Consider the following 24,781-nt stretch of genomic DNA (forward strand, 5'->3'; position numbering starts at 1 on the left):
TATGATGTTGAAGACCCTGGCGCGGACGGTAAGGCAGCGGTGGCGCGACGAACCCTATCTGCGCATGGTGGCCGCGAGCGCCGACGCTTTTCTGGTATCCTACCCCAAAAGCGGGCGGACGTGGCTGCGCTATCTTCTATCCTGTTATTTCGCGGAAAGCGCCGGGCTGGGGTTTGAACCCGACCTTACCACCACCTTTGGCGTGCTGCCGAATTTCGATCGTGATCCGGTGCGCGGCGTCGATGCCTTTATCGGGCGCGGCGCGAAGGCCGACCTGCCGCTCGTGCCTGTGAGCCATTTGCCCTACCGCCCACAGCTTTTCCTCGACAGGCCGGTGCTGTTCCTGGTGCGCGACCCACGCGATGTGATCGTGTCGGCCTATTTCCACGCGACGCGGCACAAGAAGAGCTTTTCGGGCGACATGGACGCATTCCTGTCGGAACAACATTATGGCCTGCACGCCCTGATTGCCTACCTCAATAGCTGGGCAGAGGGGCTGAAAAGCCACCCTCATCACGTCATCAGCTATGAAGAGATGCTCGCCAATCCCGAACAGGTGGTAACCGGCATCCTGACTTTCCTTGGCGAGGAGCCACGGCCCGACATATTGGCGAGAGCTGTCACCGCCGCGCAGTTCGACCGGATGCGCGACAAGGAACGGGATAGCGGCATCCCAGGCCACGACTATGACCGCACCGATTCACAAAGCATGCGGATGCGCAGCGGCAAGGCAGGAACCTTCGGCCAGTGGCTTCGGGAGGATCAGGCCAATCTGATCGTGGAGCGTTGCCGCCGCGAACTGTCGCCGGAAGCCAGGGCGCTGATTGCGATCACGCACCCCGACTTTCAGTCCTTCCGTGAAGGCCGGTGACCGATGCGCATCTGTTCGATCATCACCAGTTTCACGTCCGGCGGTGCAGAGATGCTGGCGCGAGACCTGGCCGAACGGTTTGCGGCGACCGGCCATGACGCGACGGTCATCGCGCTGAGCGACGCGTCCCGGATCGGCAACGACTGCGACACCGAATCCGCGATGATGGATCACATCCGGCAGGCGGGCGGACATGCGCTATCGCTCGGTCTTCACAACCGCAATGCATGGATCACAGGCGCGCGCTGGCTGCGCCAGATCCTGCGGACCACGCGCCCCGACGTCATCCACAGCCATACAGCCCGCGCGCTCCCCGTCATGGCGCTTGCGCGCCCGCAGGTGCCGGTGATCCTGACCCACCACAACAGCCGCCTGTCCTTTCCGCCTATGGCCTTCCACGTCTTCAACCGGATCGTGGACGGCTATGTGGCGATCAGCGAGCAATGCGAGGCGACCCTGCGGCAGCATAGCCGCAAACCCATCCAACTGATCTGGAATGCTGCCAATCCACGATTTCAGGCGGCAGGACCCCGTCGGGTACTGGCGCGGGACCCGCGAATCCTGGCCGTTGGCACCGTGTCGGAGCAAAAGGATTATCCGACGCTGGTGCGTGCCGCCCGGTTGCTGGCGGCCGCCATGGCCCCTCAGGGGCGCAAGCCGCGCATAGCCATCGCCGGGGGCGGGCCGATGCTGGGGCAACTGCAGGCGCTGGTCGAAGCCACCGGCGCGAGCGAGCATGTGGAATTGCTGGGCGCGCGGGGCGACGTCGACATGCTGATGCGTCAGGCGGACCTGTTTGTGAACAGTTCGCTATGGGAAGGCTTTCCCATTTCCCTTATCGAAGCCGCGACCAGTGGCTTGCCGATGGTGGCCACCCGCGTGGCGGGCAACAGGGAAATGATCATTCCGGGCGTGAATGGCGAACTGGTGCCGCCAGGGGATGCCCAGGCCCTGGCCGCCGCCATGGCTACTGCTTTGTCGGATGAGGCGGCCTATGCGGCGCTGTCCGCCGGAGCGTTGGAAAGCGCACGCCGCTTTTCTATCGAACGGTGCGCCCACGCTCATCTGACGCTGTATGGCGACCTGCGCGGCAGGCGGGACGGCGCGCCTCTTCCCCGGCAGGTTGCCGCCACCGGATGATCATGAGCGAAACCATGCGAATTGCCGTCCTAACGGACATCCATGCGCTCAGCGGCACATTGGAACCAGCCCTTTCCGCTGCGCGGGCGGAAGGGTTTGATGCCATGCTGATCCTGGGGGACCTGCTGACCTACGGCGTCCAGCCGGCAGAGACGCTGGATCTGGTTCAGGATGCCGTGGATCGGGACGGCGCGATTCTGGTGAGCGGCAATCACGATCTGCTCTACATGGCGGACGCGGATGCAGCGGCTTATGCCGCCGACTTGCCCGACTGGCTGCGCGAAAGCGTCGACTGGACCGCGCAGCGCGTGCCAGCAGGAGCGATGGACCGCTTCGCTTGGCGCAAGGACTGGAGCCAAGGGCCGCTGTTCGCCGCCCACGCCAATCCCTATTCGTTCGGCGACTGGCGCTACATCCGCTCCATCGAAGATGCCCAGGCAGCGTCCCCGGCACTGACAGAGCGCGGCTACAGTTTCGGCATTTTTGGTCATTCCCACCGAATGCGGCGCTATGATTGCGATGCGGCGACGATCTTCACCCTCGCCTCCTTGGGCCAGCCGCGGGACGACCAGGATCGAACGCCGCAATGGGCGATGGTGACGCTAGACCAGCAGCAGGTCACTGTCGCCTCCCGCCCCATCAGTTTCAATCCGGAGGACTATATGAAGGCGATCCACGCCACCAGCATGACGGCATCGACACGGGAGCGGCTCTGCCGGTTTTTTGCATGAAGGCGCTGGTCACGGGCGCCGGAGCCGTTCTGGGTCAGGGCATTATCAAGTCGCTGCGGCAATCGACGCTGGATTGCACGCTGATCGCCGCCGATCCCAACCCTCTTTCATCCGGCCTCTACTGGGCCGACGCCGCCTACCGCCTTCCACTGGCCCATGACCCAGCATTTGGCGAGCGCATCGATGAGCTGCTCGACCGCGAGCGGCCAGATGTCGTGCTGGTGGGAACGGACATCGAGCTCTCCTTCTTTGCGGAGCAGCGGCAACGATTGGAATCGCTGTTCGGCACCCATGTGATCGTCAGCGATCCGCGCGTTGTCGCGATTGCCGACGACAAGCTGGAAACCGCGCGCTTTTTCCAAAGCGTCGGCCTCAATCCCCCGCGCTCGGTCTGTGGGCTGGATGATGAAGGCGTGGAAGAACTGGTGGCGGCGATAGGTTTCCCGCTGGTGGTCAAGCCGCGCGTCGGCGCTCGGTCGGTGGGCGTGTCCGTGGTGCATGACAGGGACGCGCTCGAACAGGCGCGCGTTGATCGGGAGGGGTTGGTCATACAGGAATGCGTCGGCGATCCCGACAGCGAATATACCGCCAGCGTCCTCTTCTTCGACGACGATGTGCAGGCATCGATCGTGATGCGACGCGATCTTCGCGACGGCAATACCTATCGCGCCTATACCGGCGACTATCCCGAACTGAACGAACAGGTTCGATTGCTGGGCCGCGCGCTGCGGCCCCATGGCCCCGCCAACTTCCAGTTTCGCACCGACGCGCAGGGGAAGCCGCGCGTTTTTGAAATCAACGCCCGTTTTTCCGGCACCACGCCGCTGCGCGCGATGGCCGGATTCAACGAAGTGGAAATGTGCATACGCCGCCTGCTGTTCGACACCCCGATCGTGCAGCCAAAGATTCGATCCGGGGTGATCCTGCGCTATCTGGACGAAATGTTCGTCCCGCAGGATCGCATCGACGCTGTCCGGTGAAACCGGGCGCTGTCCTCGCGCTGACGGGTGGGTCCGGGTTTATCGGCGGGCATTTCGCCCATGCCGCCAGAGCTAGGGGCTATCGCATCCGCCATCTCGGCCGACAAAGGCCCTTGGCTGCGGCAGCGGGGGATGAGTTCCGACCGCTCGACCTGCGCGCCGTCGATCCACACGCACCTTTGTTGGAAGGGTGCGACGCGCTGATCCATCTGGCAGCCTATATTCCGCGCGATCATCAAGATCCTGCGGAGGCCGCGCACTGCTGGAACGTCAACGCATTGGGAACGCTTCACCTGCTGGAGATGGCGGATCGGGCAGGGGTCGCCTATGTCGTCCAGACGAGCAGCGCCAACGCCTACGCCCCCACCAGCCAGCCCCCGGACGAGGATTCGGCGCTGTTCCCGTCAAGCCGGGGCTATTATCTTGGCTCGAAGATCATGCAGGAAATCTATGCCGGGCAATATTGCCGGACTGCAGGCCTGACGCTTGCCACCTTGCGGCTTGGTTCGGTTTACGGACCAGGTCAGGAAAGCGGCGCACTGGGCAATATGGTGCGGGCGGCGAAGGCTGGGCAACCGATCCGGGTCGTGGGATCAGGCCGCTTCGGTTCGGACCTGGTCCTGGTCGATGACGTCATCGACGCGTTGTTGCTGGTGCTGGAGAGGGATTCGTCTGGTCCCTTCAACGTTGGCAGTGGGGCGCGAACCAGCATCGCCGAACTTGCGCAGGCACTGTCCGATCTTACCCGATCGCCGATCCGCCGGGACATGACGGAGGGCGAATCGGAATGGGGCTTTCCCGCGCTCAACATCGATCGCCTGAAAGCCTTGGGCTATCGCCCAAAATCTATCGGCCTGGGGCTACGCGCGATGCTGGAATCGCGGGGACAAGTGCCTTTCGACGCCTAGAGACCGGACTGGAAAGGCGTTTTCCTCAGCTTCCGTTCGGGCCGCCGGTGTTGCTGCCACCACCGCCGCCCATTCCGCCCATGCCACCAGCACCCACGGCGCCGATATTGCCAAAAATTTCGTCCAACAAGCTGCGATGACGGCCAAGTGTCGGCGTCTTGTCACCGCTCGGCGAGATTTTGGCGACCTGCTCCAGTCCCATACGGTCGACTGCGGCGACATTGCCCGCTGCATCGAAACGGACGCGAAGGATGGTCTGCGCAACGGGCTTCGGGTTGGAAAAGGCCAGCGCGCGCATGTCGCGCGACACATAATACCAGTCCTGATCGCCAAATTGCGCGGCGAAGGTCGGACGCCCCAGCGTGCCTTCCACCGATGCGCGGTTGTCGACGCCCGGCTGGATGGAATCGACCAGCAGCTTGTCGACCTGATACCCTTGATGCGTGCGGATGCGGGTGCAACCCGACATCCCCAGCGCAAGCGCCACAAGGCCACCCGCGAGCAAGATCCGCCCGCTGCGGGACTGTCGGCTGAACTGGCGCATGAACTTCTCCTGCCGGGACGGGACCCGGGAATCCTTAAAGCTGACGCCGCCATTGCATCGGGCGGCTCGCCGATCAATATGGAAATGAGCGGACCCCGGCAAGGGGGCCTCGTTCGGTTCATCCAGGAAACAGACACGTCATGCCAAAGCTTTTCCGGCGCCTGTTCGCAAGCCACGATCCCAAGAGTGCGATGCAGCCGCTTTATCAGGCCATTGTTCAGGAGGGCCGCCAGCCCCACTGGTATCTGGAAGGGCAGGTCCCCGACACGGTCGACGGGCGGTTCGACATGATCGTCGCCATATTGGCGCAGGTGCTGATGCGGCTGGAAAGCCTGGACGCGGCGCAGGAAAGCGTGTGGTTGACGGAATTATTTATCGACGACATGGACGGACAGCTGCGACAGGAAGGCATTGGCGACGTGGTCGTCGGCAAGCATATCGGCCGCATGGTCAGCGCCCTTGGCGGTCGCCTGTCCGCCTATCGCGCAGCCCTGGCGGGCGAAGCGGAACTGAGCGAGGCGTTGACGCGCAACCTTTATCGCGGGTCGCCGCCCGCTGCTGACGCGCTGGCTCATGTCGAATCGCGCCTGCGTTCGCGCTGGGTCAGCCTTGGCACGGTCGCGCGCGACGCGCTAATTGCAGGAGAGCTGGGATGACATCCCCTACCCCCGAATTTTCCCGCCCCGTCCGCATGGATCAGCTGGCCCGGCATGCCCAGGGCGTGACGATCAGCGCCGAATCCGCCGAGCGGGAAGCGCTGGCCCGCCGATTCCATCTGCTGAGCCTCGACCGGCTGGAGGCGGAATATGGCCTGACGGAGGACGCGGGCGGTGTATCGGCACGCGGACGTCTGCGCGCGGAACTGGTGCAGCCCTGCGTCGCAACCGGACTCCCCGTCCCCGAAAGCATCGAGACCGACTTTGTGCTGCGCTTCGTCACGGAAAACGAGACCGGTGGCGAAGGAGAAGAGCTGGAGATCGATTCGGACGATTGCGACGTCATCGGCTATGACGGGCAGGTGATCGACATGGGGGAAGCCGTCGCGGAAACGGTCGCGCTGGCCATGACGCCCTACCCCCGCTCCCCGGACGCGGACGCCCATCTTCGCGAAGCAGGGGTGCTAACGGAGGAGCAGGCCAGCCCGTTTGCTGCGCTGCTGTCGCTCAAGAACAAGAAATAAACGAGACGGCTGAGCGCTGATCATGTTTCCCTTTCGTTCCTGCCGTGCCATAGTCGCGCGCCATGGAAACCCCGCCGACCGGCACGCGCAAGATCATCCATGTCGACATGGATGCCTTTTACGCATCGGTCGAACAGCGTGATGATCCGGCCTTGCGCGGCAAGCCGATCGCCGTGGGCGGAGGTGGGCCGCGCGGCGTGGTCGCGACCGCCAGCTACGAAGCGCGCCTGTTCGGCGTAAAATCAGCCATGCCCGGCGCACGGGCACGGCGGCTCTGCCCGGACCTGCTGTTCGTTAAGCCCCGTTTTGAGGCCTATCGCGCCGCATCGTCCCAAATACGGGCGATCTTTGCGCGGTTCACCGACATCATCCAGCCATTGTCGCTCGACGAAGCCTATCTGGACGTCACCGCCAACAAGCCAGGCATCGCGTCGGCGACGGTGATTGCCCAAGAGATTCGCAGCATGATCCGCGATGAAACCGGCCTGACCGCCTCTGCCGGCGTGTCCTATAACAAGCTGATCGCCAAACTGGCGTCGGACCAGAACAAGCCCGATGGCCTGTGCGTCGTCCGTCCGAGCGAGGGTGCAGCCTTCATGGCCAGGATGCCGGTCCGCCGCATCCACGGCGTCGGTCCCGTGACGGCGCGGCGAATGCAGGCGCTGGGCATAGAGACGGGCGCTGACCTGCGAGCGCGCGACCTGCCCTTCCTGCAACAGCATTTCGGCAGCGCCGCCCCCTTCTACTATCGCGCCGCGCGGGGGGAAGATGACCGGCCAGTCCATGAACGGCAGGAACGCAAATCCGTCAGCGTGGAGGACACATTTTTCGGCGACCTCGTTGCAGAGGACGCGCTGGTCGCCGAAGTGGAGCGGATCGCCGCCAGCCTATGGACCAGGGTCGAAAGAAGCCGCGCCTATGGTCGAACCGTCGTGCTGAAAATCAAGTTCGCCGATTTTCGCATCATTACGCGATCCAAAAGCTTTACCGCGCCGGTGCGCTCACCCGATCTGCTCGCGCAAACGGGCCGCGCGCTGCTGCGGGCGCAACTGCCCTTGCCGATGGGCGCAAGGCTACTGGGCCTTGGCGTTCACAATCTGGATCATGAAGAGAGCGAAGAGCCGGGGCCGCAGCTCAGCCTCATTCTGTAGCGCCTTCAGAAAGGCAGCCAGTTCCGCTTTTCAGTGAATTTCATATAGCCCGCATTGATCCCCAGCCGATATCCGACGCCCAGCCGGATCGGGATGAGCACGACACTGCCCCAGCGCAGATAGCTGGCGGTGAAGCCACCCACCAGATAGGCCGTGCCCTCTGCTGCGGGAAACCGATGATAAAGATCCTGCGTGTCATAGAGATTATAGACGAGGACAAAGGTGTTGGCCGCGTTGCCACCCACATCGAAGCCGATCGACGGGCCAGTCCAATAGACCTGACGCGTGCCTTCCACCTTATGATTGAGCGTGCCGGATCCGTAGCGAAGGCCGACGACGAATGCGCCCGACGCCTCCCGCCCGGCGATATAGGCATTGGGGCGGCCCTGGTCCTTCAATATCTTTTCGATCAGACCAGCCAGGCCCTCTGCGCCCTTGCCGAACACGCCTTCGGCAGCACCGATCAGGTCATCTTCCTGATAGGATTCGCTGGAAGACGGAGCAGCCGGGGGTGAGTTGGCGGTGACCGGTGCCCCGGTGGCGGTGCTGTCCGATACGGGGGGAGCCTGTTCTGGAGTCGTCTGGCCCGGCGTTACACCAGGATCGATGCCCGGATCGGTGGGCGCGCTGTTCTGGGGCGGCACTGGGGCGAGATCGGCATCAATGGCGCTGTTCGGGTCGATCGTGCGTATCTGGGCCTGCGCGGCGACCGGTGCCAGTGCAACGCCGCCAATCGCCAGGATCAGCGTGCTCAATCGCGTCACGCGTGCCGTCGCCCGCTTCATCGTTCCGATCATGCCCGCCATTCCCTGTTTTGCCCGATCTTCTATCATCCCGCAGATTATCCCGTTTCAAGCTGAAACGACAATGAACGAACGGCGACCGGAGTCGATTCCGCGCCGGAACGAATCGCCGCCAGCTACTCTCAACAATTTTCGTGCGACAGGACCGTTGCCATGGGCAAAAGCCGCCGCTATAGCCCAATCCGCCTAGCCGCTGTCCCGCCCCAAGCGGGCGTTCAGGCCATGTTTGGAGACGTGGGTGAGTGGCTGAAACCAACGGTTTGCTAAACCGTCGTGCTGAGAATTCGGCACCGAGGGTTCGAATCCCTCCGTCTCCGCCAACACGCTGTCCTTTCACATTCGTTCCGAATCACCAGAGCAGGACCTGATCCAGGGAACATGGACCAGAAACTAACCCAGCGGGACGGTGACGAATTCGACCTGAGCTATCTGCCACGCGACGAGATGGTCGATACCTATCAATGGGAGCGCGTTCCTGAGGTGCCGGAGAACCGCTGCGCAATCTGACAAAATGCGGTCGCGCGTGGCGCGCCTTAAGCCTTAAGGGCTGCCAGCAGCTTTTCTATGTCTTCAGCATCATTGTGAATGCTGACGGAAACGCGCAGAATATCGTCCATGGCTCCCGCGTGGATATTGGCGGCCTTCAACCGCTTTCCCAGCAGTGGGTCATGTCTGGTGTCATAGACGATGAATGGCGCAACGCTGTCGGTAGGCGTGATCCGCGGATAGCCCATCGCCGCAAAACCTTCGTCCAGTTGCTGGAGGAGGAGCGCACGATGCTTTGCGATGGCATCCACGCCGATGCTTTCGATCAGTCCGATGGAAGCCTGTAACGATATCGCGGCGGTGACCGGCAGACTTCCCCCTTCGAACAATCCAATGGGACCAGGGACCATTTCCCACCGACGTTCGGTCCCAGTCAGGGGCGGCCAGGGCATGATGTCGCGCGCGATCTGGCGAAATCCCAGCAGCGGGCGCTCCAACTGCTGCACCACAGACGGTCGGACATAGAGGAACCCCAGCCCCATATCGCCCATCAGCCATTTATAGCCGCTGGCTGCACAGAAATCGACGCCCGTCGATGTGACGTCGAAGGGGACGGCACCGACCATCTGGATTATGTCGGCATAGACCAGCGCGCCGTGGCTGTGCGCTAGTTCCGTCAATGCCGCCAAGTCATGGCAGAAGCCCGTCATGTTGGAAATGGCCGACACGGCAATCAGACGAACCTCGCCCCGCTCAAGTGCCTTTGCGATATCGTCTAGGTGAATGCGCCCATCGCGCGGCTCCACGATGCGCACGTCCGCGCCTTTGGCCGCAAGAGAATCGTAGAAGCAGATCGAGCCGTCAAAATGCATGAGGTCGGTGACGATGGCACCGCTCGCAGGCAGGGCGAGCGCCCGCACGACCATCTGTTCCGCCATCGTGGTGGAGGGGACGAGGGCGATATCTTCCGCCGCAGCACCGATCAACCTTGCAAATGCGGCGCGGCTACCCCCTTGCGCAGCCGATCCGATATCTTCTCCCCAGCCCCCATCAGCCGCCCGGAAATGCGCATGTTCCTCCATCGCCTGAACCGCGACGCGCGGCAGCGGATGCCAGCGCGCGCCGTTCAGCGCGACGCGGCCCAAATCGGGAAATTGCGCCGCCGCGAGTTCGGACAGGGGTAGGTCTGCCATGCCGCATCACTCCTCGTGGGCAGCGGTCATCGCACGATAGAAGAAAGATGCAATAGCGTCGTCCTGCGCGGCCAGGCCGGTCAGGTCGACCATCGTGATCATATTCGCTTCTCTGATAAATGGCGCAGGAGAGGTCGCGGACAGCATCTCGCCCAGCGGTCGGTCGGCATCTTCGCGTACCAGCCCCGCGCGCACGGCATGGCCGAAATCGCCATGATGCAGGCACTGGCCATGATCGTCGGTCGCGATCAAGGCGCAACGCGCGACGAGCAGCGGGTCGAGTTCCGCCTTCCCCGGATTGTCGGCACCCAGTGCGACAATATGAGTTCCTGGCTTGACCCATTCCGACCGTATCAGCGGTTCAGGCGACGGAGTGGTCGCGATGAGGACGTTGGCCCAGTCGCAAAGCGCCCTTAGGTCATCATATGCCGTAGCGGGGGGACAGGTGTTCAATCGGGACACAAGACCGCTCGTACGATCGCCATTTCGGCCCCAAATCCCGATGCCTTCAACATCGCAGAAATCCGGTAGCCATTGCGCCGCCAACTCTGCCTGAAGCCCGCTGCCCACAATTCCTACGCGGAGCGGGCCAGACGGAGCGGCGACCTGCACGCCCAGAATGGCAGCAGCAGTCGTGCGCCAGGCGGTCAGATAGCCCTCATCCTCGAACAGGGCGAGCGGGAAGCCCGTTTCCTGGCTACACAGCAGCAGCAGACCATTGGCGCTCGGCAAGCCTTTGCGCGGATTGCCGTAAAAGCCGGTGGCCATTTTGATCGTGAAATTGTCCCCGCCCTTTAGGAACCCTGATTTAATGTGGCAGTCGCCGCCCGCAAAAGTAAGATGCGTGGGTGCCGGGAGGGCGTATTCGCCCGCCGCATGATCGATCAACGCTTGCCGGACCACGGCCAGTACCCCGTCAGGCGCAAGGTGGCGTTCCAACTGCGCTCGGGTGATGCGTAGCGGCGGACGCACCTGCGGATGCTCGATCGTCTTATTCAAAATATACTCGTATCATTCATGAAAGGCCAAGTAACGATGCCGGGCGGCGATATTCCGCCCGGCATCGTCCTGCGACCCGCTCGCGGGATCAGAAGGTTTTGGCGACCGACACACCGATGGTGCGTGGGCTGATCAAGCCCAGCTGGTACGGCGCATTCTTCGCGATGGTGTCACGCGGCACGCCGCTGACATAGCCACGCTTGTCGGTCAGGTTCTTCGCGAACAGCTGCACGCGCACGCCGCCGTTGAACTCCAGCCCTGCCCGCAGGTCTAGCGTCGTATAGCCGGGCAGCGGCAGGCGCGGCTGCGTCACGCGCGAGTTGAACTCGCCGATCCGCCCGCCCAGATAAGCGACGGTGAAGCCCAGGCTGCCCTGCACATCCGTGCTGAGCGGAATGACCTGATCGACCGCCAGGCTCGCCTGCCACTTCGCGGAGAAGGGAAGCCGGTCGCCCTTCCTGCCGTAGATGGTGGCGTTGGGCACGTCCTCCTCCAGCTTCGCGTCGGTATGAGTCAGCGCCGTCGCGACGGTCATTCCCGTAACCGGCCGCGCCGTTGTCTGCACTTCGAAGCCACGGCTGACCGCCTTGCCGCCATTGGCGTAGAAGGTGTTGCCGGTCGCGTCGCGTTGCAGCAACTGGATGCGGGTCCAGTCGATCCAGTAACCCGATGCTTCCAGCACCAGCCCGCCATCCAGGAAGCTGCCCTTCAGGCCCAGTTCGTAGTTGATCGCACGATCGGGATCATATTTCTGCGGCACGACCCCGCCGGCGTTCGAGTTCGGACCACCGGGACGATAGCCGGATGCCGCGCGGGCATAGACCATGACGTCGGGGGTGATCTTGAAGCTCGGCGACACCAGCCATGTGAAGGCCGAACCGGAAATCCGCCGCGTCGGGATGGTGTAATCGCCATCCAGCGGACCATTGCCCTGTTCGTTGTACCGCTGCTTGTTCTGCGCGTAACGGCCACCAACCTGCAAGCTCAGCTTTTCGCCGAAATGGAAGGTCAGATCGCCGAACCCGGCAAATTCCCGATAGCGATAGGGATAGCGGTAATTGCCCAGCAGGGTCTGGAATTCGGATGTTTCAGGCGTGACCTCGTTAAAGGTCTGGCGGCCCAACGTCCGTTCGCTGGTGAAAAAGCCACCGACCAGCCAGTCGATCGACTGCTTGCCATTGGACGCAAGGCGCACTTCCTGCGAAAAACGCTTGGTCTTAAACCGGTTGGCAAAGCTGATCCCGGCAGCGGGATTGGCGGCAAACCGATTGAAGGTGTAGGTAACGTCGGTGTAGCCAGAATAGTCGTTCACGGTGTAACCGCTCAGCGACGTCAGCGTTGCCGGGCCGAGGTCGGCAGTGACCGTCCCCGAATAAAAGCGCACCTTGCCCCTGAAGCTGTCGGCTCCCGCAATCCGGCTGTGCTCATATTCGCCGAAGATCGGGTTGAGGTTGAAATCGGTATCGACCGTGCCTGAATCATGGGTCCGCGTGTTCTGAAGCAAGGCGTTCAGCTTGACCTGCACCGCTGGCGAAGGCTTCCACAACAGCGATACGCGCCCGCCTTCGGCATGGCCGTCATTGGTGTTGCGCTCACCCGTCAGGACATTGTCGATATAGCCCGGATCGTTGCGGTAGAAACCACTGACCCGCAGCGCCAGTTCGTCGGCGATCAACGGAATGTTCACCGCGCCGCGCAGGGCAAAGCCTTCTTCGCCGTGGGCGACCGTGGACGCGTCGGCCTGCACCCGGCCGGAAAATTCCTGCGTGTTGGGATCGGTCGTCACATATTTCAGCAGGCCGCCCAGGGCGCTGGCACCGTAAAGCGTGCCCTGCGGGCCTTTCAGCACTTCGATGCGGTCGAGGTCGGACGGATCCAGATCCGCTGTCAGCTGATCGCCATAGCCTGCCGACGACGCCGAACCATAGGGAACATCGTCGATGGTCACGCCAACCGTCGGGTTGCTGCCCGCGCCGGTGGTCAAGCCACGGATCGCAAGCGTGGTCACGCCTGAATTGCGTCCATTGAGATTGAGGCCCGGAATGCGCGCAAAATAATCACGGAGCTGAACAAGGTTCTGCTGCGCAAGTTCCTGCGTATTCACAGCGGTGAGCGACATCGGCACGTCAATCGCACGCTCCAGACGCTTCTGCGCGGTCACCACAATAACGGCGCCCATTTCCGGCGCGGGCGCGGGCGCGGATTGCGCCTGAACCTGTCCAGCAGCCAGAACGGACATAGCCGCCCCAGCCAACATCATCGATCTCATGATCATGGCCATTTCCTTCCTCTTCCTTCGGCAGGGTTCTATGAACTCTCCACCCGACATGCCCCCCATGTCCGTGCGAGCCGAACCGCGAAGTGTTTAGACATAATGTCTGTTTTGGCTTGTATGTCAAATTATTTTCATCATAGTGTCGCAATTGCCGCATCGGCTGATAGACTGCCGGGCGCGCGGCGGTCGGGTCGATGCCCGGAGGGGTATGGGAAGAGAAATGAACCGCGATATGTCCGAAGACCTGGCCCGTCCCGTTCCGGCGGCGACGGCCATGTCACTGCCATTTTCGGTCAAGATCGGATGGGCGCTGGGGCAGTTGCCGATCGCCAGCCATATCGGCGTCGCGTCCTTCTACCTCCTCTATTTCATGACCGACGTGCACCATATCCCGCCTGCCTGGGCCGGGGTCGCGCTATTGCTCCCGCGTCTTTTCAACATGTTCTTCGATCCGGTGATGGGTTCGCTGTCGGATCGGACGCGAACGCGCTTTGGACGTCGCCGTCCCTATCTGCTGGGCGGATCGCTGGTCTGGGGCATCGCCTTCATCCTGTTGTTCGGCCTGCCGGTGCTGGCCGATCCGCGTCCCGGCATCGTCCTGTTGTTTGCGGCGTTCATGCTGGTGACGATCGGGCAGACGCTCTACCACGTCCCCTATTCCGCAATGCTGGCGGAAATGACCCGTAACAGCCGCGACCGCATCAGCCTTGCGTCGTGGAAGGAGTCGGTGTCGCGAATCGGTATCCTCATCGCCGCCACCACCACGCCCATCCTGGTGGCGTGGTTCGCATCCGAGGCACAGGGTTACCGAGTCGCGGGGGTGGTCTTCGGTGCCGTCATCATTTTTGGCGGGCTGGTCGCGTTCAAGACGACGGCAAAGGCACCTTCGCGCGAGGACAGTGCGCATGTCCCCGTCAGCTACCGTGCGCAGTTTCAGGCGATGCTGGACAATCGGCCCTTCTGCCTGCTGGTCATCGCTTATGTGTGCATCATGGCGGCGGACGAGTTGTTCAGTTCCAGCCTCATCTTTTACGCCGTCAACGTCCTTGGCCAGTCCGAAGCCTTTGTGGGCAAGGTCTATCCGATCAGTTCGATCGCGGCGATCTGCACCATCCCGGCGTGGAACCGCGCCGCGGTGCGGCTGGGCAAGAAGAATGTGCTGCTGATCGCCATCGCGGGCATGGCGGCGACATGGCTGTCCCTGCTGGCGATTCCGGCTTCGCATGCCTGGGTCATGTATCCGTTGATGGCGGTATCAGGGGCGTTCAATGCCGGATTGCTGCTGCTGCCCAATGCGATGGTGCCGGATACGGTGGAGTATGACGCGTATCACAGCGGCCACAGGCGCGAGGGCGCGATCTATGGCGCGTGGATATTCTGTCAGCAAAGCGCGATGGCGGCGGGCGGGTTCATGCTGTCGATCTCGCTCGGCTTCATCGGTTACAAGGGCGCGGTCGCGGTTCAGCCCGCCAGTGTCCAGGATGGTTTGGTGGTGATCATATCGGTCGTGCCTGCAGCGCTGCTGGCGATCGCGGCGCTGCTGGTGCGGGCCTATCCGTTGAATGAAGAGCGCGTAAAAGCGCTGGAGACAGCATGAACGGGGCCAGGTATTTCCGGCGGACATTGAGCGCCTTCGCCCTGACTATCGGGACCCTGGCCGTCAGCGCCCCGGCGCTGTGCCGCCCGACGACGGGGGAAGTGCATGCACCCAAACCCGTCCCCATGACGGTCGAGCAGATCGTCGCCCGCGCGCCGGACGGGAAAAAACTTGGCACACTCGTTGTGCCGTCGCTGGTCGCGGCGAAGCGCGACGTTGGCCGACCCGTTATCTTCGCCTTCAACGGCGGGCCGGGGGCCGCTTCAGGATGGCTGCAACTGGGCCTGCTTGGCCCCCTGCGCATCGTCTTGGCGGACGATCCGGCCAAAGCCATCCCGCCCTCGCCCCCGCTCGAGCGCGCAAAGGACGGACTGTGGGACGTGGCGGACATTGTTTTCATCGATCCACTGGGAACAGGGTTCAGCCGGGTTGACGCCGGGGTGCCCAACGCCCTGGTCCAGGATTGGCGCGGCGACGGGGATTATATCGCGGGCGCGATCCGCGAGTGGCTGACGCGCCATGGCCGGGCCGACGCGCCAGTGCTGCTGATCGGGGAAAGCTATGGCACCGAACGCGCCGTCGCTGTCGCCGACGCATTGACGCGTGGCGACAGCCCGATCCGTCTCACGGGTGTCGTCCTCGTTTCGCAATCCATCACGGTGGAAAACAGCCTGCAGCGCAACGGCAACGATCTAGGCACCGCAATCGGCCTGCCGACCATCGCGGCGACCGCTTGTTATTGGAAGAAGGCGAAAGGTGCGCCGAAGAATTGCGCCGCCGCCGCGCAGGAATATGCGCTGGGTCATTATCTGCCCGCACTGGCGGCGGGTAACCATTTGTCCATCGCGCGCCGCGCTGCGGTGGAACGGCGGATGTCGCGCATCACCGGCCTGCCCGCCGATCATTTCAATAAGAACGGCCTGCCCCTGACCAAGGACGCCTATCGTCAACTAGCGCTGGCGAAGGACGGCAGGTTGCTGGGCGTCTACGACAGCCGCTATGCCGCCCCGATCGACCCGGCGCGCAAGGGGCAGGACCCGTCCTTCGACATATTGCTCCCCGCGATGGAGGATGCGGCGGCGCGCGCCAACCAGATGCTGCTGGGCCTTTCCGCGTCCCCGGTCGATGGGTCCGCCTATCGACTGGTCGATCTTAGCCTCGGCGAACAATGGGGCTATGGCGGGCTGGCCGATCCCTATCGCAGTCTCGACATGATGGGCGTGCTCGCGCAAAGCCTGCGGCGCAGCGGCGGGCGGTTGATGATCGCGGGCGGGCTGTTCGATACGGCGGGGTCCTATGGCGCGGATCACTATCTCGCTTCGCATATCGACTTGCCTCGCGATGCCGTCGATCTGGCAAGCTATGACGGCGGGCATATGTTCTATCTGAATGGCGAGAGCCGCCGCGCCTTTCTGGCAGCGCTTCGCACCTTCACGACACGCGCTTCGGGAGACAGAAAATGATCCGCTTCAGCTTCTGCATGGCGGCAGCCGTCGCCCTTTTCGCCGCGCCCGCTTCGGCGCAGCAGGTCGCGATCCAGGCTGGGCATCTGTTCGACGCAACCGACGGGCGCATGCGCGGCCCAACCACCATCTTCGTTTCGGGCGAGCGGATCGAACGGGTCGAGGATGGCTTTGTCGAACGGCCCGGCTATCGCATCGTCGATCAGCGGCAGCGGACAGTGCTGCCCGGACTGATCGATTGCCATGTCCACCTGACCATGAGCGACAACAGCTACAAAATCGCAGCCTCGACACCCGATCGCAGCACCGCAGCCCTGGCCCTGCTCGCCCCCCGCAATGCGCAGGCGACGCTGGAGGCCGGTTTCACCAGCGTGCGCAACGTGGGTGCCTATGGCGGGACCGACCTGTTGTTGAAACAGGCGATCGATGCGGGAGACTTGCCCGGCCCACGCATGTTCGTAGCGCTGGAGGCGATCGGCCCCACCGGCGGACATAGCGACCCCGCCAACCACAATGACGCCGCGCTCGACAGCCCCGAACGCCGCAACGCGGTGGCCGATGGCGTCGACGCGTTTGTCCAGCTGGTGCGCGATCACAAGCGGCGCGGCGCGACCCTGATCAAGATCATGCCCGGCGGCGGCGTAGGATCACCGGGCGATGACCCGAACCGGCAACTGATGACCGATGCGGAAATCGTCGCCGTGGTCGAAACCGCCCATAGCCTGGGGATGCGCGTTGCGGCCCATGCGGAGGGCGAAGGAGCAATCGATGCGGCGTTGCGCGGTGGCGTCGATTCAATTGAGCATGGCGATTTCGCCAGTGCCAGAAGCTGGACAATGGCGAAGGCCAAGGGCATCGCACTCGTGCCGACGCTGGCCACGTCCGAAGCGTTGATGATCGCCTTTCGCGAACATCCCGACCGTTATCCCGCCGAAATTCGGGAAAAGATCAGTATGGTCACGCCTTATTCGATCAAGGCGCTTGGCGCGGCCTATCGCGCCCATGTCCGCATCGCCTTTGGCACTGATGCGACCGGACTTGTCCCCCATGGCGGCAATGCGATGGAATTTCCACTGATGGTGAAGGCAGGAATGAGCGCGTCGGACGCCATCCTGGCGGCGACGGCGAATGCGGCGGACCTGATCGGCTCCCCCGATATCGGTCGCCTTGTCCCCGGTCGCTATGCCGACATGATCGCGGTCGATGGCGACCCGCTGCACGACATTAGCATCCTGTCCAACGTCGCCTGGGTGATGAAGGGCGGCGCGGAGGTTGCAGGCAGATGATTGGCAAAGCCGCCGACAGGTGCCACAAGATGGACATGCATAGTCCCAGCAGCAAGAGTCCGGCGAAAGCCATTTCCGCCGCCAAAGCCGCACCCGACCTTTCGGCGTATTTTTCCACTACGCAGGCGATTGCCGCCCTGCTCCATCCCCATGCCGAAGTCGTCGTGCACGATATGATAAACGACCGCATCGCCGGGATATGGAACGCCTTTTCCAGTCGGAAGGTCGGCGACCCGTCCAACCTGGGCCAGGATGCCAGCCTGCGCACCGATGAGCTGGTCATCGGCCCCTATGACAAGGCGGAGCGGGACGGGCGCCGGTTAAAGTCGATCAGCGCCGCGCTGCGTGACGATCACGGTGAGCGCACGGGCTTTTTGTGTATCAACCTCGACATGTCGAAGTTTGACGGCGCGATCGAGATGCTGCGCGCCTTCGCCACGACCGCCACGCCGATGCCCGACGTATTGTTCAAGGGCGACGTGCGTGAACAAATCAACCTCATCATGCGGGACGAGCTGGTCAGCCTGAACCGATCCGTTTCATCCCTGACGCGCGAGGATCGGCGGCAGATCATCGCACGGTTCGAATCCGCCAACATCTTTCAGGCGCGCAACGGCGTGCCCATGGTCGCGACCGCGCTCGGCATCGGCCGGGCCAATCTCTACAATATCCTGCGCTCCCTGCGCGAGGATGGGGCAAAGGCGGCGGAGGAAGCACCGGTGAAAAAGAGCCGGACGACTCGCACGAAATCCAAAAGCTAGAAAGAACGGCAGGGTGGCATGACGCTCTTTGGCACGATAGGCGCCCACGTATGGCGGGGCGCGGCCGCTCTTCTGCTGATGATCGCGATCCTTGCGCCCGCCCATGCGGAAGGCGCGGCAGACAAGGGCGGGGTAGCGACGCCTTATCCCGTCGTCACGCACCATGCGAGCAAGTTTGGCGGGCGCAAGATATTCTACACCGCGACCATCGGTGAGATGCCGCTGTTCGACGATAAGCGGCAGCCCGCTGGCAGGATCGTGTCGATCAGCTATGTGGCCACCAATGCGGGCCGCGACCGACCGGTGCTGTTCGTCTTCAACGGCGGCCCCGGATCATCGTCCGTCTGGCTGCACATGGGCCTGGTCGGTCCCCGCCGCGCCGCTTTCACCAATGACATCCAGCCCGAAACCGCCGCGCCCTTTGCACTGGCTGACAACCCCGACAGCCTGCTCGACGTCGCGGACGTCGTCCTGTTCGATCCCCCGGGAACGGGATTCAGCCGCGCAGATGGGGCAGAGCGCAAACGCTATTTCAGCCTGAAGGGCGACGCCGACCTGACCGTTGCCTTCATTCAGGACTGGCTGCGCCGGAACAAGCGGTGGAACGCGCCCAAATATCTGATGGGCGAAAGCTATGGCAGCATCCGTGCCGCCGCCGTCGCGCGCGCGCTTGCAGGCACGGAAGCCGGGCGGATGGAGGCCGTAACGCTGAACGGCGTCATCCTGCTGGGCCAGGTGCTCGACTTCATGAACGGGGGTAGCGGCGACGATCGCGCGCCGCTTACAGGCCTGTCCACGATGGCCGCGACCGCCGCCTATCACAAGCGCACCACTTATTCGGTGCAGGACGCCTATGCCGCCGCGACCCGCTTCGCGCGCGACGACTATGTCCAGGCCCTGTTCGAGGGCGACCGCCTGTCGCCAGAGCGCCGCCGCGCGATCGCGACACGGCTGAGCGACCTGACCGGCCTTGGCGTCGATTTTATCCTGGAACATAATCTGCGCGTGACGCCGCTCATGTTCATGAGCGAATTGCTGCGCGGCGAGGGGAAACAGATCGGTTTCTACGATGGCCGCTATGTCCTGCCGCTGGCGGCGAACGGCGGGGATTCGGTCAGCGACGATCCCGCCATGGCGCAATATGTGCCGGGCTATGTCGCGGCCCTCAACGACTATCTGTCGTCAGAGCTCAAGGCACCTAACACCGAGCGCTACATTCCCATCGATTTCGACATCAATAGCAAGTGGGATTGGGGACAGGGAAGCGGGGTCGGCCCATCGGGCAACTATGCCGATGCCCTCGCCACCGCGATGCGCCGCAACCCCGCGCTCCGGCTATTCGTGGCGGCGGGCCTTTACGATCTAGCGACGCCGCCCGGCGCAGCGGAATATGTGCTCGCCCATTCGGGAATCCCTGCCGAAGCGACATCGCTGCACCATTATGAATCGGGCCATATGCCCTATATGGGACCGTCGCGGGCGTTGATCGCGCGCGACCTGCGCGCCTTTATCCGCGCGTCGTCGGGAACCGCCAGGCAACCCTAAGCCGCCGCTTGTTTCAGGTGAGGCGCGGCATGCCCTCACGCGCGAGGGTACAGAGCAACAGCGCCGTCAGGCTGGCCCGCTCGGCCAGGCTAGGCACGATCAGATATTCGTCCGGCGAGTGGATTGCTCCACCGCGCACGCCCATCGTGTCCACCACCGGCACGCCGCATGCCGCGATATTATTGCCGTCGCAAACACCGCCAGTGTCGCGCCAGCCGATGCGCTGCGCCAGCCTGCGGCCACAGGCGCTGACGAGGTCGAGCAGGGCGAGCGCCTGGGCATCGAGCGTTTTGGGCGGGCGGCCAAAGCCGCCATGAATGTGGATCGATACGTCGCGCATCCGGGCGACCTCGCCGATGATGTGCGCCATTGACGCTTCCGCCAATTGCTGGCGCTCCGCCGATACGGGGCGAATATTGACGCGCAGGATCGCATGATCGGGCACGACATTGTTGGGGCCGCCACCGTCGATCCGCGCCGGATTGACCGAAAGCCCTTCCCCCACCAGCTGTTCCAGCCGCAGAGCGATGTCCGCCGCCGCCAGCAAAGCGTTGCGCCCGTCCGCCGGATTGCGCCCGGCGTGGGCGCTGCGGCCCGTCACGATGATCGAGAAATTGCCGCTGCCGGGTCGCGCGCCCGCCAGCGTGCCGTCCGGCAAGGCTGATGGTTCATAAGTGAAGGCGGCTTGCTTACCCTGCGCCGCCTGCCTCAACAGCGGGGCGGAACCGGGCGAGCCGATCTCTTCATCGCTGTTCAGCACGACTTGATAGCCGATACGATCATGCAGCGGCGACCCTTCGAAAGCCCGCAACGCCGCCAACATCACCGCGATGCCGCCCTTCATGTCGGCAACGCCCGGCCCGTTCAGCAGATCGCCGTCCATCCGGCAGTGGCGAAAGGCGCTGTCAGCTGGAAAGACCGTGTCCATGTGGCCGGTGAACAAAAGTTGCAGCGGCGCTTCGGGTCGCACAGTCAGCAATATGTTGTCACCCAACGGCATCGCATTTTCGCGCCCGTCCGCATCGACGGAGGTCACCGCCGCCGCGCCGGACATAGTCATTTCGCCGGGCAGCACTGAAAAGGCGTCAGCCAGTCCCGATGCCACCGTCTTAAGGCCCGTCAGGTTGCGCGATCCGCTGTTGATCGCGGACCATGCCAGCACTTGATCCAGCATCGGCGCGGCGCAGGCGGCCTCGACCACCGCGCGATCCGGGCCGATGTCCATCAGGGGTAGGTCGCCATCTGTCATGTCAGCCCCGGAACCGCCAACGCTTCGACCTGATTAGCTTCGAAACTGGCGGCGGGATAGGCGCAATAGTCGGCGGCATAATAAGCGCTGGGCCGGTGGTTGCCCGATTGCCCCAGCCCGCCGAACGGCATCGCGGACGCCGCGCCCGTGGTGGGCCGGTTCCAGTTCACGACCCCAGCCCTGATGTGCATGGCGAAACGCTGCCACAGGGATTCATCGCCGCAGATCAGCCCGGCGGACAGGCCATAAGTGGTGGCATTAGCTTGGGCGATGGCAGCGTCGAAATTGTCGGCGCGGCGCACCTGAAGCACTGGGGCGAAGATCTCACCATCGGGCACATCGACCCCGGTCGTTTCCACGATGGCCGGCGTCATGAAAGCGGCACTCCGTCCTTCCAGCGCCCGCCCGGCGAGCAAAGGCTGCGCGCCCGCGGCTAGCAGCGCGTCGAGCGAAGCGCGGGCGCCATCAGCAGCGCGTGCTGAAACCAGCGGCCCCATGAACGCCCCACCCGGATCGTTCCACGCCGCGACGGGCAACCGCGCGGCAAGCGCCACGACCGCCTCGACCATCGCGTCCCCGGTCGCACCGGTCGGCACGATCAGCCGTCGCGCGCAGGAACAGCGCTGGCCGGTGGTGATGAAGGCAGAGTGGACGACTTGCGCCGCGACCGCTTCAGGCTCGCCGTCCCAGGCAATCAGGGGGTTGTTGCCGCCAAGCTCCAGCGCCAGCAACACGGCAGGCCGGTCAGCAAAAGCGCGGCGGAAATGCGCACCCGCCGCCGCCGACCCGGTGAAGAGCAGGCCGTCGATATCGGCCTCTAGCAGCGCCGCGCCGGTGTGCCGGTCGCCCTGCACCACTTGCAATACGTCTTCGGGCAACCCGGCCAACCGCCATGCCTGCCGCATCCGCTCGGCTGTTGCAGGCGCTTCCTCCGACGGCTTGAACACCACGCTGTTACCCGCCAGCAGCGCAGGCACGATGTGGCCGTTGGGCAAGTGGCCGGGGAAATTATAGGGGCCAAGCACGACCATCACCCCGTGCGGGCGATGGCGCAGCACGGCACGGCCAAACGGCATCGCCTGCTCGCGCGTTCCGGCGCGCTCCGCCTGCGCAGTGATGGAGATTTCGACCTTCCCCACCATCGCGCCGACCTCGGCACGGCTTTCCCACAGCAGCTTGCCGTTTTCGCGCGAGATGATCACGGCCAGTTCCTCGGCATCCGCCTTCAGCGCGTCGGCATAGCGGCGCGCGATCGCGACACGTCCTTCGACCGGCGTTGCGGCCCAGCCTAGAAACGCAGCCCGCGCCCGCGCCACCGCGCTTGCGCAGGCCGCTGCATCCGCCACGCCCCCTTCCCACACACTTTCCCCGGTGGCGGGATCGATCGATCGGAACATGCTCACGCGCTCACCTGTACCACAGCGCCCGCATCCACTCGCAGCAGCGCTGCGGTAGCGGACGAGACGAACGCCTCCGCCCCCTCCACCCGCACAGGCGCGCGCACCGCGCGGAACTGCGCAATGCTGTCGGTAGAGATCAGCCTGTCCTGCATGTCTTGGTCTCCGTCGCTATCGTCAGCGATGTTCAGTGTCGCCCGCCGTGTTCCGGTAATGGTGCGGATGGCATCGCGGCGGCACGTCATCGTCGGGCCGCCGTCAAAAATGTCGACCAAGCCGGACTGTTGGAACCCTTCCTGCTCCAGCATCCGCAGCGCAGGGACGCCATGCCGGTGAACCGAACCGATCGCCTCGCGCGCCGCCTTCTCGACCAGCTCCATGTAGATGGGGTGCCGGGGCGCCAGATCCAGTATGAACTGGCCGTCGGTGGAGGTGATCATGCGATCCGCCTCCTCGAATGGCAGGCGGAAGAATTTGCTGGCTATCCCCTCCCAGAACGGGCTGACATCGGCTTCGTCGAACCAGCCGCGCAGTTCCGCCATGATGGTGTCGCAAAAGCGCGCCCGATCCGCTCCAATTAGCAGATAGCGCGAGCGGGCGAGCAGCGCCCCTGCCCCGCTCTGCCGCTTTCCGGGGCGCAGGAACAGTGACCCCACTTCCGAACAGTCGCTGCATTCGTTGACCAGCACCAGCGCCTTATGGTCGAAGCGGGTCGCCGTGGCCGACGAATATTGCGCCAACGTCACTACGCGGAAGGAAAAATGCGGTCGCTTGACCCCGACGCCGCCTTTTACCCCGGCCACGCCTTCGACCCGGCCCGTCTCGTCATTTTCCAGCATCAGCACGTACCACGCGTCGCGCGGCTCGACTTGGCCGGCAAAGCTCTCCGCCGACAGCGCCAGCCGTTCGCTCAGCGTGCCCCTATCCTCCGGCAGGCTGGTGAAGCCGCGACCGGACAGGAAGGCGAGTTCCATCAATGCGTCGATGTCCGCCGGTCCCGCCGGTCGCACCACCAGCATTCAGGCGGCCTTCGCCAGATTTGCGCGCGTCTCCGCAAACGCCACCTCCAGCCGCGCGACGGCATCCTCCGCCTCCTGCGCGGCGATAAGCAGTGAGGGGAGCAAGCGGATGCAATTTTCGCCGCCGCCCGCGACCAGCAACCCGTGATCCCGCGCCGTCGCCATCATCTCGCGGTTGTTGGGGATCAGCTTGACGCCGATCAGCAGTCCCTTGCCCCGCACGTCCACCGCGATATCGGGATAGCGCGCGACCAGATCGCCCAGCCTGTCCTTGAGCAATTGCGACACCGACAGCACGTTGGCCATCGTCGCATCCTGCGCGATCAGGTCGAACGCCGCCGTGCCGACCGCCATGGCGAGCGGATTGCCGCCAAAGGTCGACCCGTGGACGCCAGTGGTCATTCCTTTGGCAGCTTTGGCGGTGGCGAGGCAGGCGCCGACCGGAAAGCCACCCCCCAGCGCCTTGGCCACTGCCATGATGTCGGGAGCGAGGCCGTCGAACCATTGATGCGCGAACAGCTTGCCCGTGCGCCCCATGCCGCATTGCACTTCGTCGAAGATCAGGAGCGTGCCGGTTTCGTCGCACAGCTGGCGCACCCGGCGCAGCCATGCCTCGTCCAGAGCGCGGGCGCCGCCTTCGCCCTGCACCGGCTCCACGATAACGGCGGCGGCAGCGGGACGGCGGATTGCTGCCTCGATACCGGCGATGTCATCTACGTCCAGCTGCTCATAGCCCGGCAGACGCGGACCGAAGCCTTCGACATAGGCCGGGTTTCCCGACGCGTTGATCGCGGCATAGGTGCGGCCGTGGAAAGAACCGGCGAACCCGAAGATGTCGATGCGCTCCGGCGCGCCGCTGACCGCATGGTAACGCCGCGCGGTCTTGAGGGCGCATTCAACCGCTTCGGAACCCGAATTGCCGAAGAACACGACATCGGCGAAACTATTGTCGACCAGCCTGGTCGCCAGCGCTTCCTGCCCCGGAATGCGGAAGATGTTGGACACATGCCATAATTTGTCCGCTTGGCGGTTCAGCGCCTCCACCAGCGCGGGGTGCGCGTGGCCCAGGCTGTTGGTCGCGATCCCCGCCACGCAATCGAGGAAGGTTCGCCCGTCGGTCGTGTGCAGCCACACGCCTTCGCCCCGCTCCACTTCCACCGGCGCGCGGTTATAGACCGCCATGAGGTCGCTCGACATGATGCT

The 24,781-nt window shown here is 63.9% G+C and carries 23 protein-coding genes and 1 tRNA gene; 15 read left to right on the forward strand and 9 right to left on the reverse strand.

What is annotated here, in order from left to right; genetic code table 11:
• The first annotated feature begins 1 nt into the window (after nt 1).
• The 5 genes from FHS54_RS04250 to FHS54_RS04270 are packed head-to-tail and all read left to right on the forward strand — an operon-like array spanning nt 2 to nt 4,630.
• Nucleotides 2-871 (forward strand): sulfotransferase domain-containing protein, encoded by an 870-nt coding sequence (locus FHS54_RS04250; RefSeq protein WP_243855604.1) that lies wholly within the window; start codon nt 2-4, stop codon nt 869-871.
• Between the two features lie 3 nt (nt 872-874).
• Nucleotides 875-2,011 carry a glycosyltransferase gene (locus FHS54_RS04255; RefSeq protein ID WP_167302510.1) on the forward strand — a complete coding sequence of 379 codons (1,137 nt, stop codon included), beginning with the start codon at nt 875-877 and terminating at the stop codon, nt 2,009-2,011.
• Between the two features lie 14 nt (nt 2,012-2,025).
• Nucleotides 2,026-2,742: a metallophosphoesterase family protein gene (locus FHS54_RS04260; RefSeq protein WP_167302511.1), complete on the forward strand. Its 717-nt coding sequence runs from the start codon at nt 2,026-2,028 to the stop codon at nt 2,740-2,742.
• Nucleotides 2,739-3,722: an ATP-grasp domain-containing protein gene (locus FHS54_RS04265; protein ID WP_167302512.1), complete on the forward strand. Its 984-nt coding sequence runs from the start codon at nt 2,739-2,741 to the stop codon at nt 3,720-3,722. Before FHS54_RS04260 ends, FHS54_RS04265 begins: the two co-directional genes overlap by 4 nt.
• A complete protein-coding gene (locus tag FHS54_RS04270; RefSeq protein ID WP_167302513.1) occupies nt 3,719-4,630 on the forward strand; it encodes an NAD-dependent epimerase/dehydratase family protein in 912 nt (303 codons plus the stop codon). Before FHS54_RS04265 ends, FHS54_RS04270 begins: the two co-directional genes overlap by 4 nt.
• 25 nt (nt 4,631-4,655) lie before the next feature.
• Here FHS54_RS04270 and FHS54_RS04275 read toward each other — a convergent pair whose 3' ends face one another.
• Nucleotides 4,656-5,174 carry an outer membrane protein assembly factor BamE gene (locus tag FHS54_RS04275; RefSeq protein WP_167302514.1) on the reverse strand — a complete coding sequence of 173 codons (519 nt, stop codon included), beginning with the start codon at nt 5,172-5,174 and terminating at the stop codon, nt 4,656-4,658.
• Between the two features lie 140 nt (nt 5,175-5,314).
• Here FHS54_RS04275 and FHS54_RS04280 point away from each other — a divergent pair, with 140 nt between their 5' ends.
• From FHS54_RS04280 to dinB, 3 genes are all read left to right on the forward strand, one after another.
• Nucleotides 5,315-5,830, forward strand: a complete 516-nt coding sequence (locus tag FHS54_RS04280) for a ubiquinol-cytochrome C chaperone family protein (protein WP_167302515.1) — start codon at nt 5,315-5,317, stop codon at nt 5,828-5,830.
• Nucleotides 5,827-6,354, forward strand: a complete 528-nt coding sequence (locus tag FHS54_RS04285) for a YceD family protein (RefSeq protein WP_167302516.1) — start codon at nt 5,827-5,829, stop codon at nt 6,352-6,354. The genes FHS54_RS04280 and FHS54_RS04285 overlap by 4 nt, the downstream gene beginning before the upstream one ends.
• Before the next feature lie 62 nt (nt 6,355-6,416).
• Nucleotides 6,417-7,505 carry a DNA polymerase IV gene (gene dinB / locus FHS54_RS04290; RefSeq protein ID WP_167302517.1) on the forward strand — a complete coding sequence of 363 codons (1,089 nt, stop codon included), beginning with the start codon at nt 6,417-6,419 and terminating at the stop codon, nt 7,503-7,505.
• A gap of 5 nt (nt 7,506-7,510) precedes the next feature.
• On the opposite strand, the gene FHS54_RS04295 is transcribed toward dinB, so the two are convergent.
• Entirely contained in the window at nt 7,511-8,302 is a 792-nt protein-coding gene (locus FHS54_RS04295; protein WP_167302518.1) for a DUF1134 domain-containing protein, read from the reverse strand.
• Nucleotides 8,303-8,536: 234 nt separating this feature from the next.
• On the opposite strand from FHS54_RS04295, the gene FHS54_RS04300 reads away from it, so the two are divergent.
• Nucleotides 8,537-8,628 (forward strand) — tRNA-Ser (locus tag FHS54_RS04300).
• Between the two features lie 58 nt (nt 8,629-8,686).
• Nucleotides 8,687-8,815 carry a hypothetical protein gene (locus FHS54_RS16535; protein WP_279589126.1) on the forward strand — a complete coding sequence of 43 codons (129 nt, stop codon included), beginning with the start codon at nt 8,687-8,689 and terminating at the stop codon, nt 8,813-8,815.
• Nucleotides 8,816-8,841: 26 nt separating this feature from the next.
• On the opposite strand, the gene FHS54_RS04305 is transcribed toward FHS54_RS16535, so the two are convergent.
• From FHS54_RS04305 to FHS54_RS04315, 3 genes are all read right to left on the reverse strand, one after another.
• A complete protein-coding gene (locus FHS54_RS04305) occupies nt 8,842-9,987 on the reverse strand; it encodes an aminotransferase class V-fold PLP-dependent enzyme (protein ID WP_167302519.1) in 1,146 nt (381 codons plus the stop codon).
• Between the two features lie 6 nt (nt 9,988-9,993).
• Nucleotides 9,994-10,986 (reverse strand): ornithine cyclodeaminase family protein, encoded by a 993-nt coding sequence (locus FHS54_RS04310; protein WP_167302520.1) that lies wholly within the window; start codon nt 10,984-10,986, stop codon nt 9,994-9,996.
• 88 nt (nt 10,987-11,074) lie between these two features.
• Nucleotides 11,075-13,261: a TonB-dependent receptor gene (locus FHS54_RS04315; RefSeq protein WP_167302521.1), complete on the reverse strand. Its 2,187-nt coding sequence runs from the start codon at nt 13,259-13,261 to the stop codon at nt 11,075-11,077.
• A gap of 232 nt (nt 13,262-13,493) precedes the next feature.
• Between FHS54_RS04315 and FHS54_RS04320 the strand changes: the two genes are divergently transcribed.
• The 5 genes from FHS54_RS04320 to FHS54_RS04340 are packed head-to-tail and all read left to right on the forward strand — an operon-like array spanning nt 13,494 to nt 19,913.
• A complete protein-coding gene (locus FHS54_RS04320) occupies nt 13,494-14,858 on the forward strand; it encodes an MFS transporter (protein ID WP_167302522.1) in 1,365 nt (454 codons plus the stop codon).
• Nucleotides 14,855-16,321 carry a S10 family serine carboxypeptidase-like protein gene (locus FHS54_RS04325; RefSeq protein WP_167302523.1) on the forward strand — a complete coding sequence of 489 codons (1,467 nt, stop codon included), beginning with the start codon at nt 14,855-14,857 and terminating at the stop codon, nt 16,319-16,321. The genes FHS54_RS04320 and FHS54_RS04325 overlap by 4 nt, the downstream gene beginning before the upstream one ends.
• A complete protein-coding gene (locus FHS54_RS04330; RefSeq protein ID WP_208404735.1) occupies nt 16,318-17,607 on the forward strand; it encodes a metal-dependent hydrolase family protein in 1,290 nt (429 codons plus the stop codon). Before FHS54_RS04325 ends, FHS54_RS04330 begins: the two co-directional genes overlap by 4 nt.
• 29 nt (nt 17,608-17,636) lie before the next feature.
• Complete coding sequence (locus FHS54_RS04335; protein WP_167302524.1) at nt 17,637-18,368, forward strand: helix-turn-helix transcriptional regulator; 732 nt, start codon at nt 17,637-17,639, stop codon at nt 18,366-18,368.
• Between the two features lie 18 nt (nt 18,369-18,386).
• The gene (locus FHS54_RS04340; RefSeq protein ID WP_167302525.1) at nt 18,387-19,913 is read left to right on the forward strand and encodes a S10 family peptidase; all 1,527 of its coding nucleotides are present in this window, start codon (nt 18,387-18,389) and stop codon (nt 19,911-19,913) included.
• A gap of 13 nt (nt 19,914-19,926) precedes the next feature.
• On the opposite strand, the gene FHS54_RS04345 is transcribed toward FHS54_RS04340, so the two are convergent.
• The 4 genes from FHS54_RS04345 to FHS54_RS04360 are packed head-to-tail and all read right to left on the reverse strand — an operon-like array spanning nt 19,927 to nt 24,775.
• A complete protein-coding gene (locus FHS54_RS04345; RefSeq protein WP_243855606.1) occupies nt 19,927-21,162 on the reverse strand; it encodes a hydrolase in 1,236 nt (411 codons plus the stop codon).
• A complete protein-coding gene (gene astD, locus FHS54_RS04350) occupies nt 21,159-22,559 on the reverse strand; it encodes a succinylglutamate-semialdehyde dehydrogenase (protein ID WP_208404785.1) in 1,401 nt (466 codons plus the stop codon). The genes FHS54_RS04345 and astD overlap by 4 nt, the downstream gene beginning before the upstream one ends.
• 2 nt (nt 22,560-22,561) lie before the next feature.
• Nucleotides 22,562-23,578: an arginine N-succinyltransferase gene (locus tag FHS54_RS04355; RefSeq protein ID WP_167302527.1), complete on the reverse strand. Its 1,017-nt coding sequence runs from the start codon at nt 23,576-23,578 to the stop codon at nt 22,562-22,564.
• A complete protein-coding gene (locus FHS54_RS04360; RefSeq protein WP_167302528.1) occupies nt 23,579-24,775 on the reverse strand; it encodes an aspartate aminotransferase family protein in 1,197 nt (398 codons plus the stop codon).
• Nucleotides 24,776-24,781 lie beyond the last annotated feature (6 nt).

The organism is Sphingobium vermicomposti (genome assembly GCF_011762025.1).
In the GTDB taxonomy this organism is placed as follows: domain Bacteria; phylum Pseudomonadota; class Alphaproteobacteria; order Sphingomonadales; family Sphingomonadaceae; genus Sphingobium; species Sphingobium vermicomposti.

Coding starts and splice junctions, on each gene's coding strand:
- FHS54_RS04250 (WP_243855604.1), top strand. CDS start 2: ATGATGTTGAAGACCCTGGCGCGGACGGTAAGGCAGCGGTGGCGCGAC.
- FHS54_RS04255 (WP_167302510.1), top strand. CDS start 875: ATGCGCATCTGTTCGATCATCACCAGTTTCACGTCCGGCGGTGCAGAG.
- FHS54_RS04260 (WP_167302511.1), top strand. CDS start 2,026: ATGCGAATTGCCGTCCTAACGGACATCCATGCGCTCAGCGGCACATTG.
- FHS54_RS04265 (WP_167302512.1), top strand. CDS start 2,739: ATGAAGGCGCTGGTCACGGGCGCCGGAGCCGTTCTGGGTCAGGGCATT.
- FHS54_RS04275 (WP_167302514.1), bottom strand. CDS start 5,174: ATGCGCCAGTTCAGCCGACAGTCCCGCAGCGGGCGGATCTTGCTCGCG.
- FHS54_RS04280 (WP_167302515.1), top strand. CDS start 5,315: ATGCCAAAGCTTTTCCGGCGCCTGTTCGCAAGCCACGATCCCAAGAGT.
- FHS54_RS04285 (WP_167302516.1), top strand. CDS start 5,827: ATGACATCCCCTACCCCCGAATTTTCCCGCCCCGTCCGCATGGATCAG.
- dinB (WP_167302517.1), top strand. CDS start 6,417: ATGGAAACCCCGCCGACCGGCACGCGCAAGATCATCCATGTCGACATG.
- FHS54_RS04295 (WP_167302518.1), bottom strand. CDS start 8,302: ATGATCGGAACGATGAAGCGGGCGACGGCACGCGTGACGCGATTGAGC.
- FHS54_RS16535 (WP_279589126.1), top strand. CDS start 8,687: ATGGACCAGAAACTAACCCAGCGGGACGGTGACGAATTCGACCTGAGC.
- FHS54_RS04305 (WP_167302519.1), bottom strand. CDS start 9,987: ATGGCAGACCTACCCCTGTCCGAACTCGCGGCGGCGCAATTTCCCGAT.
- FHS54_RS04315 (WP_167302521.1), bottom strand. CDS start 13,261: ATGATCATGAGATCGATGATGTTGGCTGGGGCGGCTATGTCCGTTCTG.
- FHS54_RS04320 (WP_167302522.1), top strand. CDS start 13,494: ATGTCCGAAGACCTGGCCCGTCCCGTTCCGGCGGCGACGGCCATGTCA.
- FHS54_RS04325 (WP_167302523.1), top strand. CDS start 14,855: ATGAACGGGGCCAGGTATTTCCGGCGGACATTGAGCGCCTTCGCCCTG.
- FHS54_RS04330 (WP_208404735.1), top strand. CDS start 16,318: ATGATCCGCTTCAGCTTCTGCATGGCGGCAGCCGTCGCCCTTTTCGCC.
- FHS54_RS04335 (WP_167302524.1), top strand. CDS start 17,637: ATGGACATGCATAGTCCCAGCAGCAAGAGTCCGGCGAAAGCCATTTCC.
- FHS54_RS04340 (WP_167302525.1), top strand. CDS start 18,387: ATGACGCTCTTTGGCACGATAGGCGCCCACGTATGGCGGGGCGCGGCC.
- FHS54_RS04345 (WP_243855606.1), bottom strand. CDS start 21,162: ATGACAGATGGCGACCTACCCCTGATGGACATCGGCCCGGATCGCGCG.
- astD (WP_208404785.1), bottom strand. CDS start 22,559: ATGTTCCGATCGATCGATCCCGCCACCGGGGAAAGTGTGTGGGAAGGG.
- FHS54_RS04355 (WP_167302527.1), bottom strand. CDS start 23,578: ATGCTGGTGGTGCGACCGGCGGGACCGGCGGACATCGACGCATTGATG.
- FHS54_RS04360 (WP_167302528.1), bottom strand. CDS start 24,775: ATGTCGAGCGACCTCATGGCGGTCTATAACCGCGCGCCGGTGGAAGTG.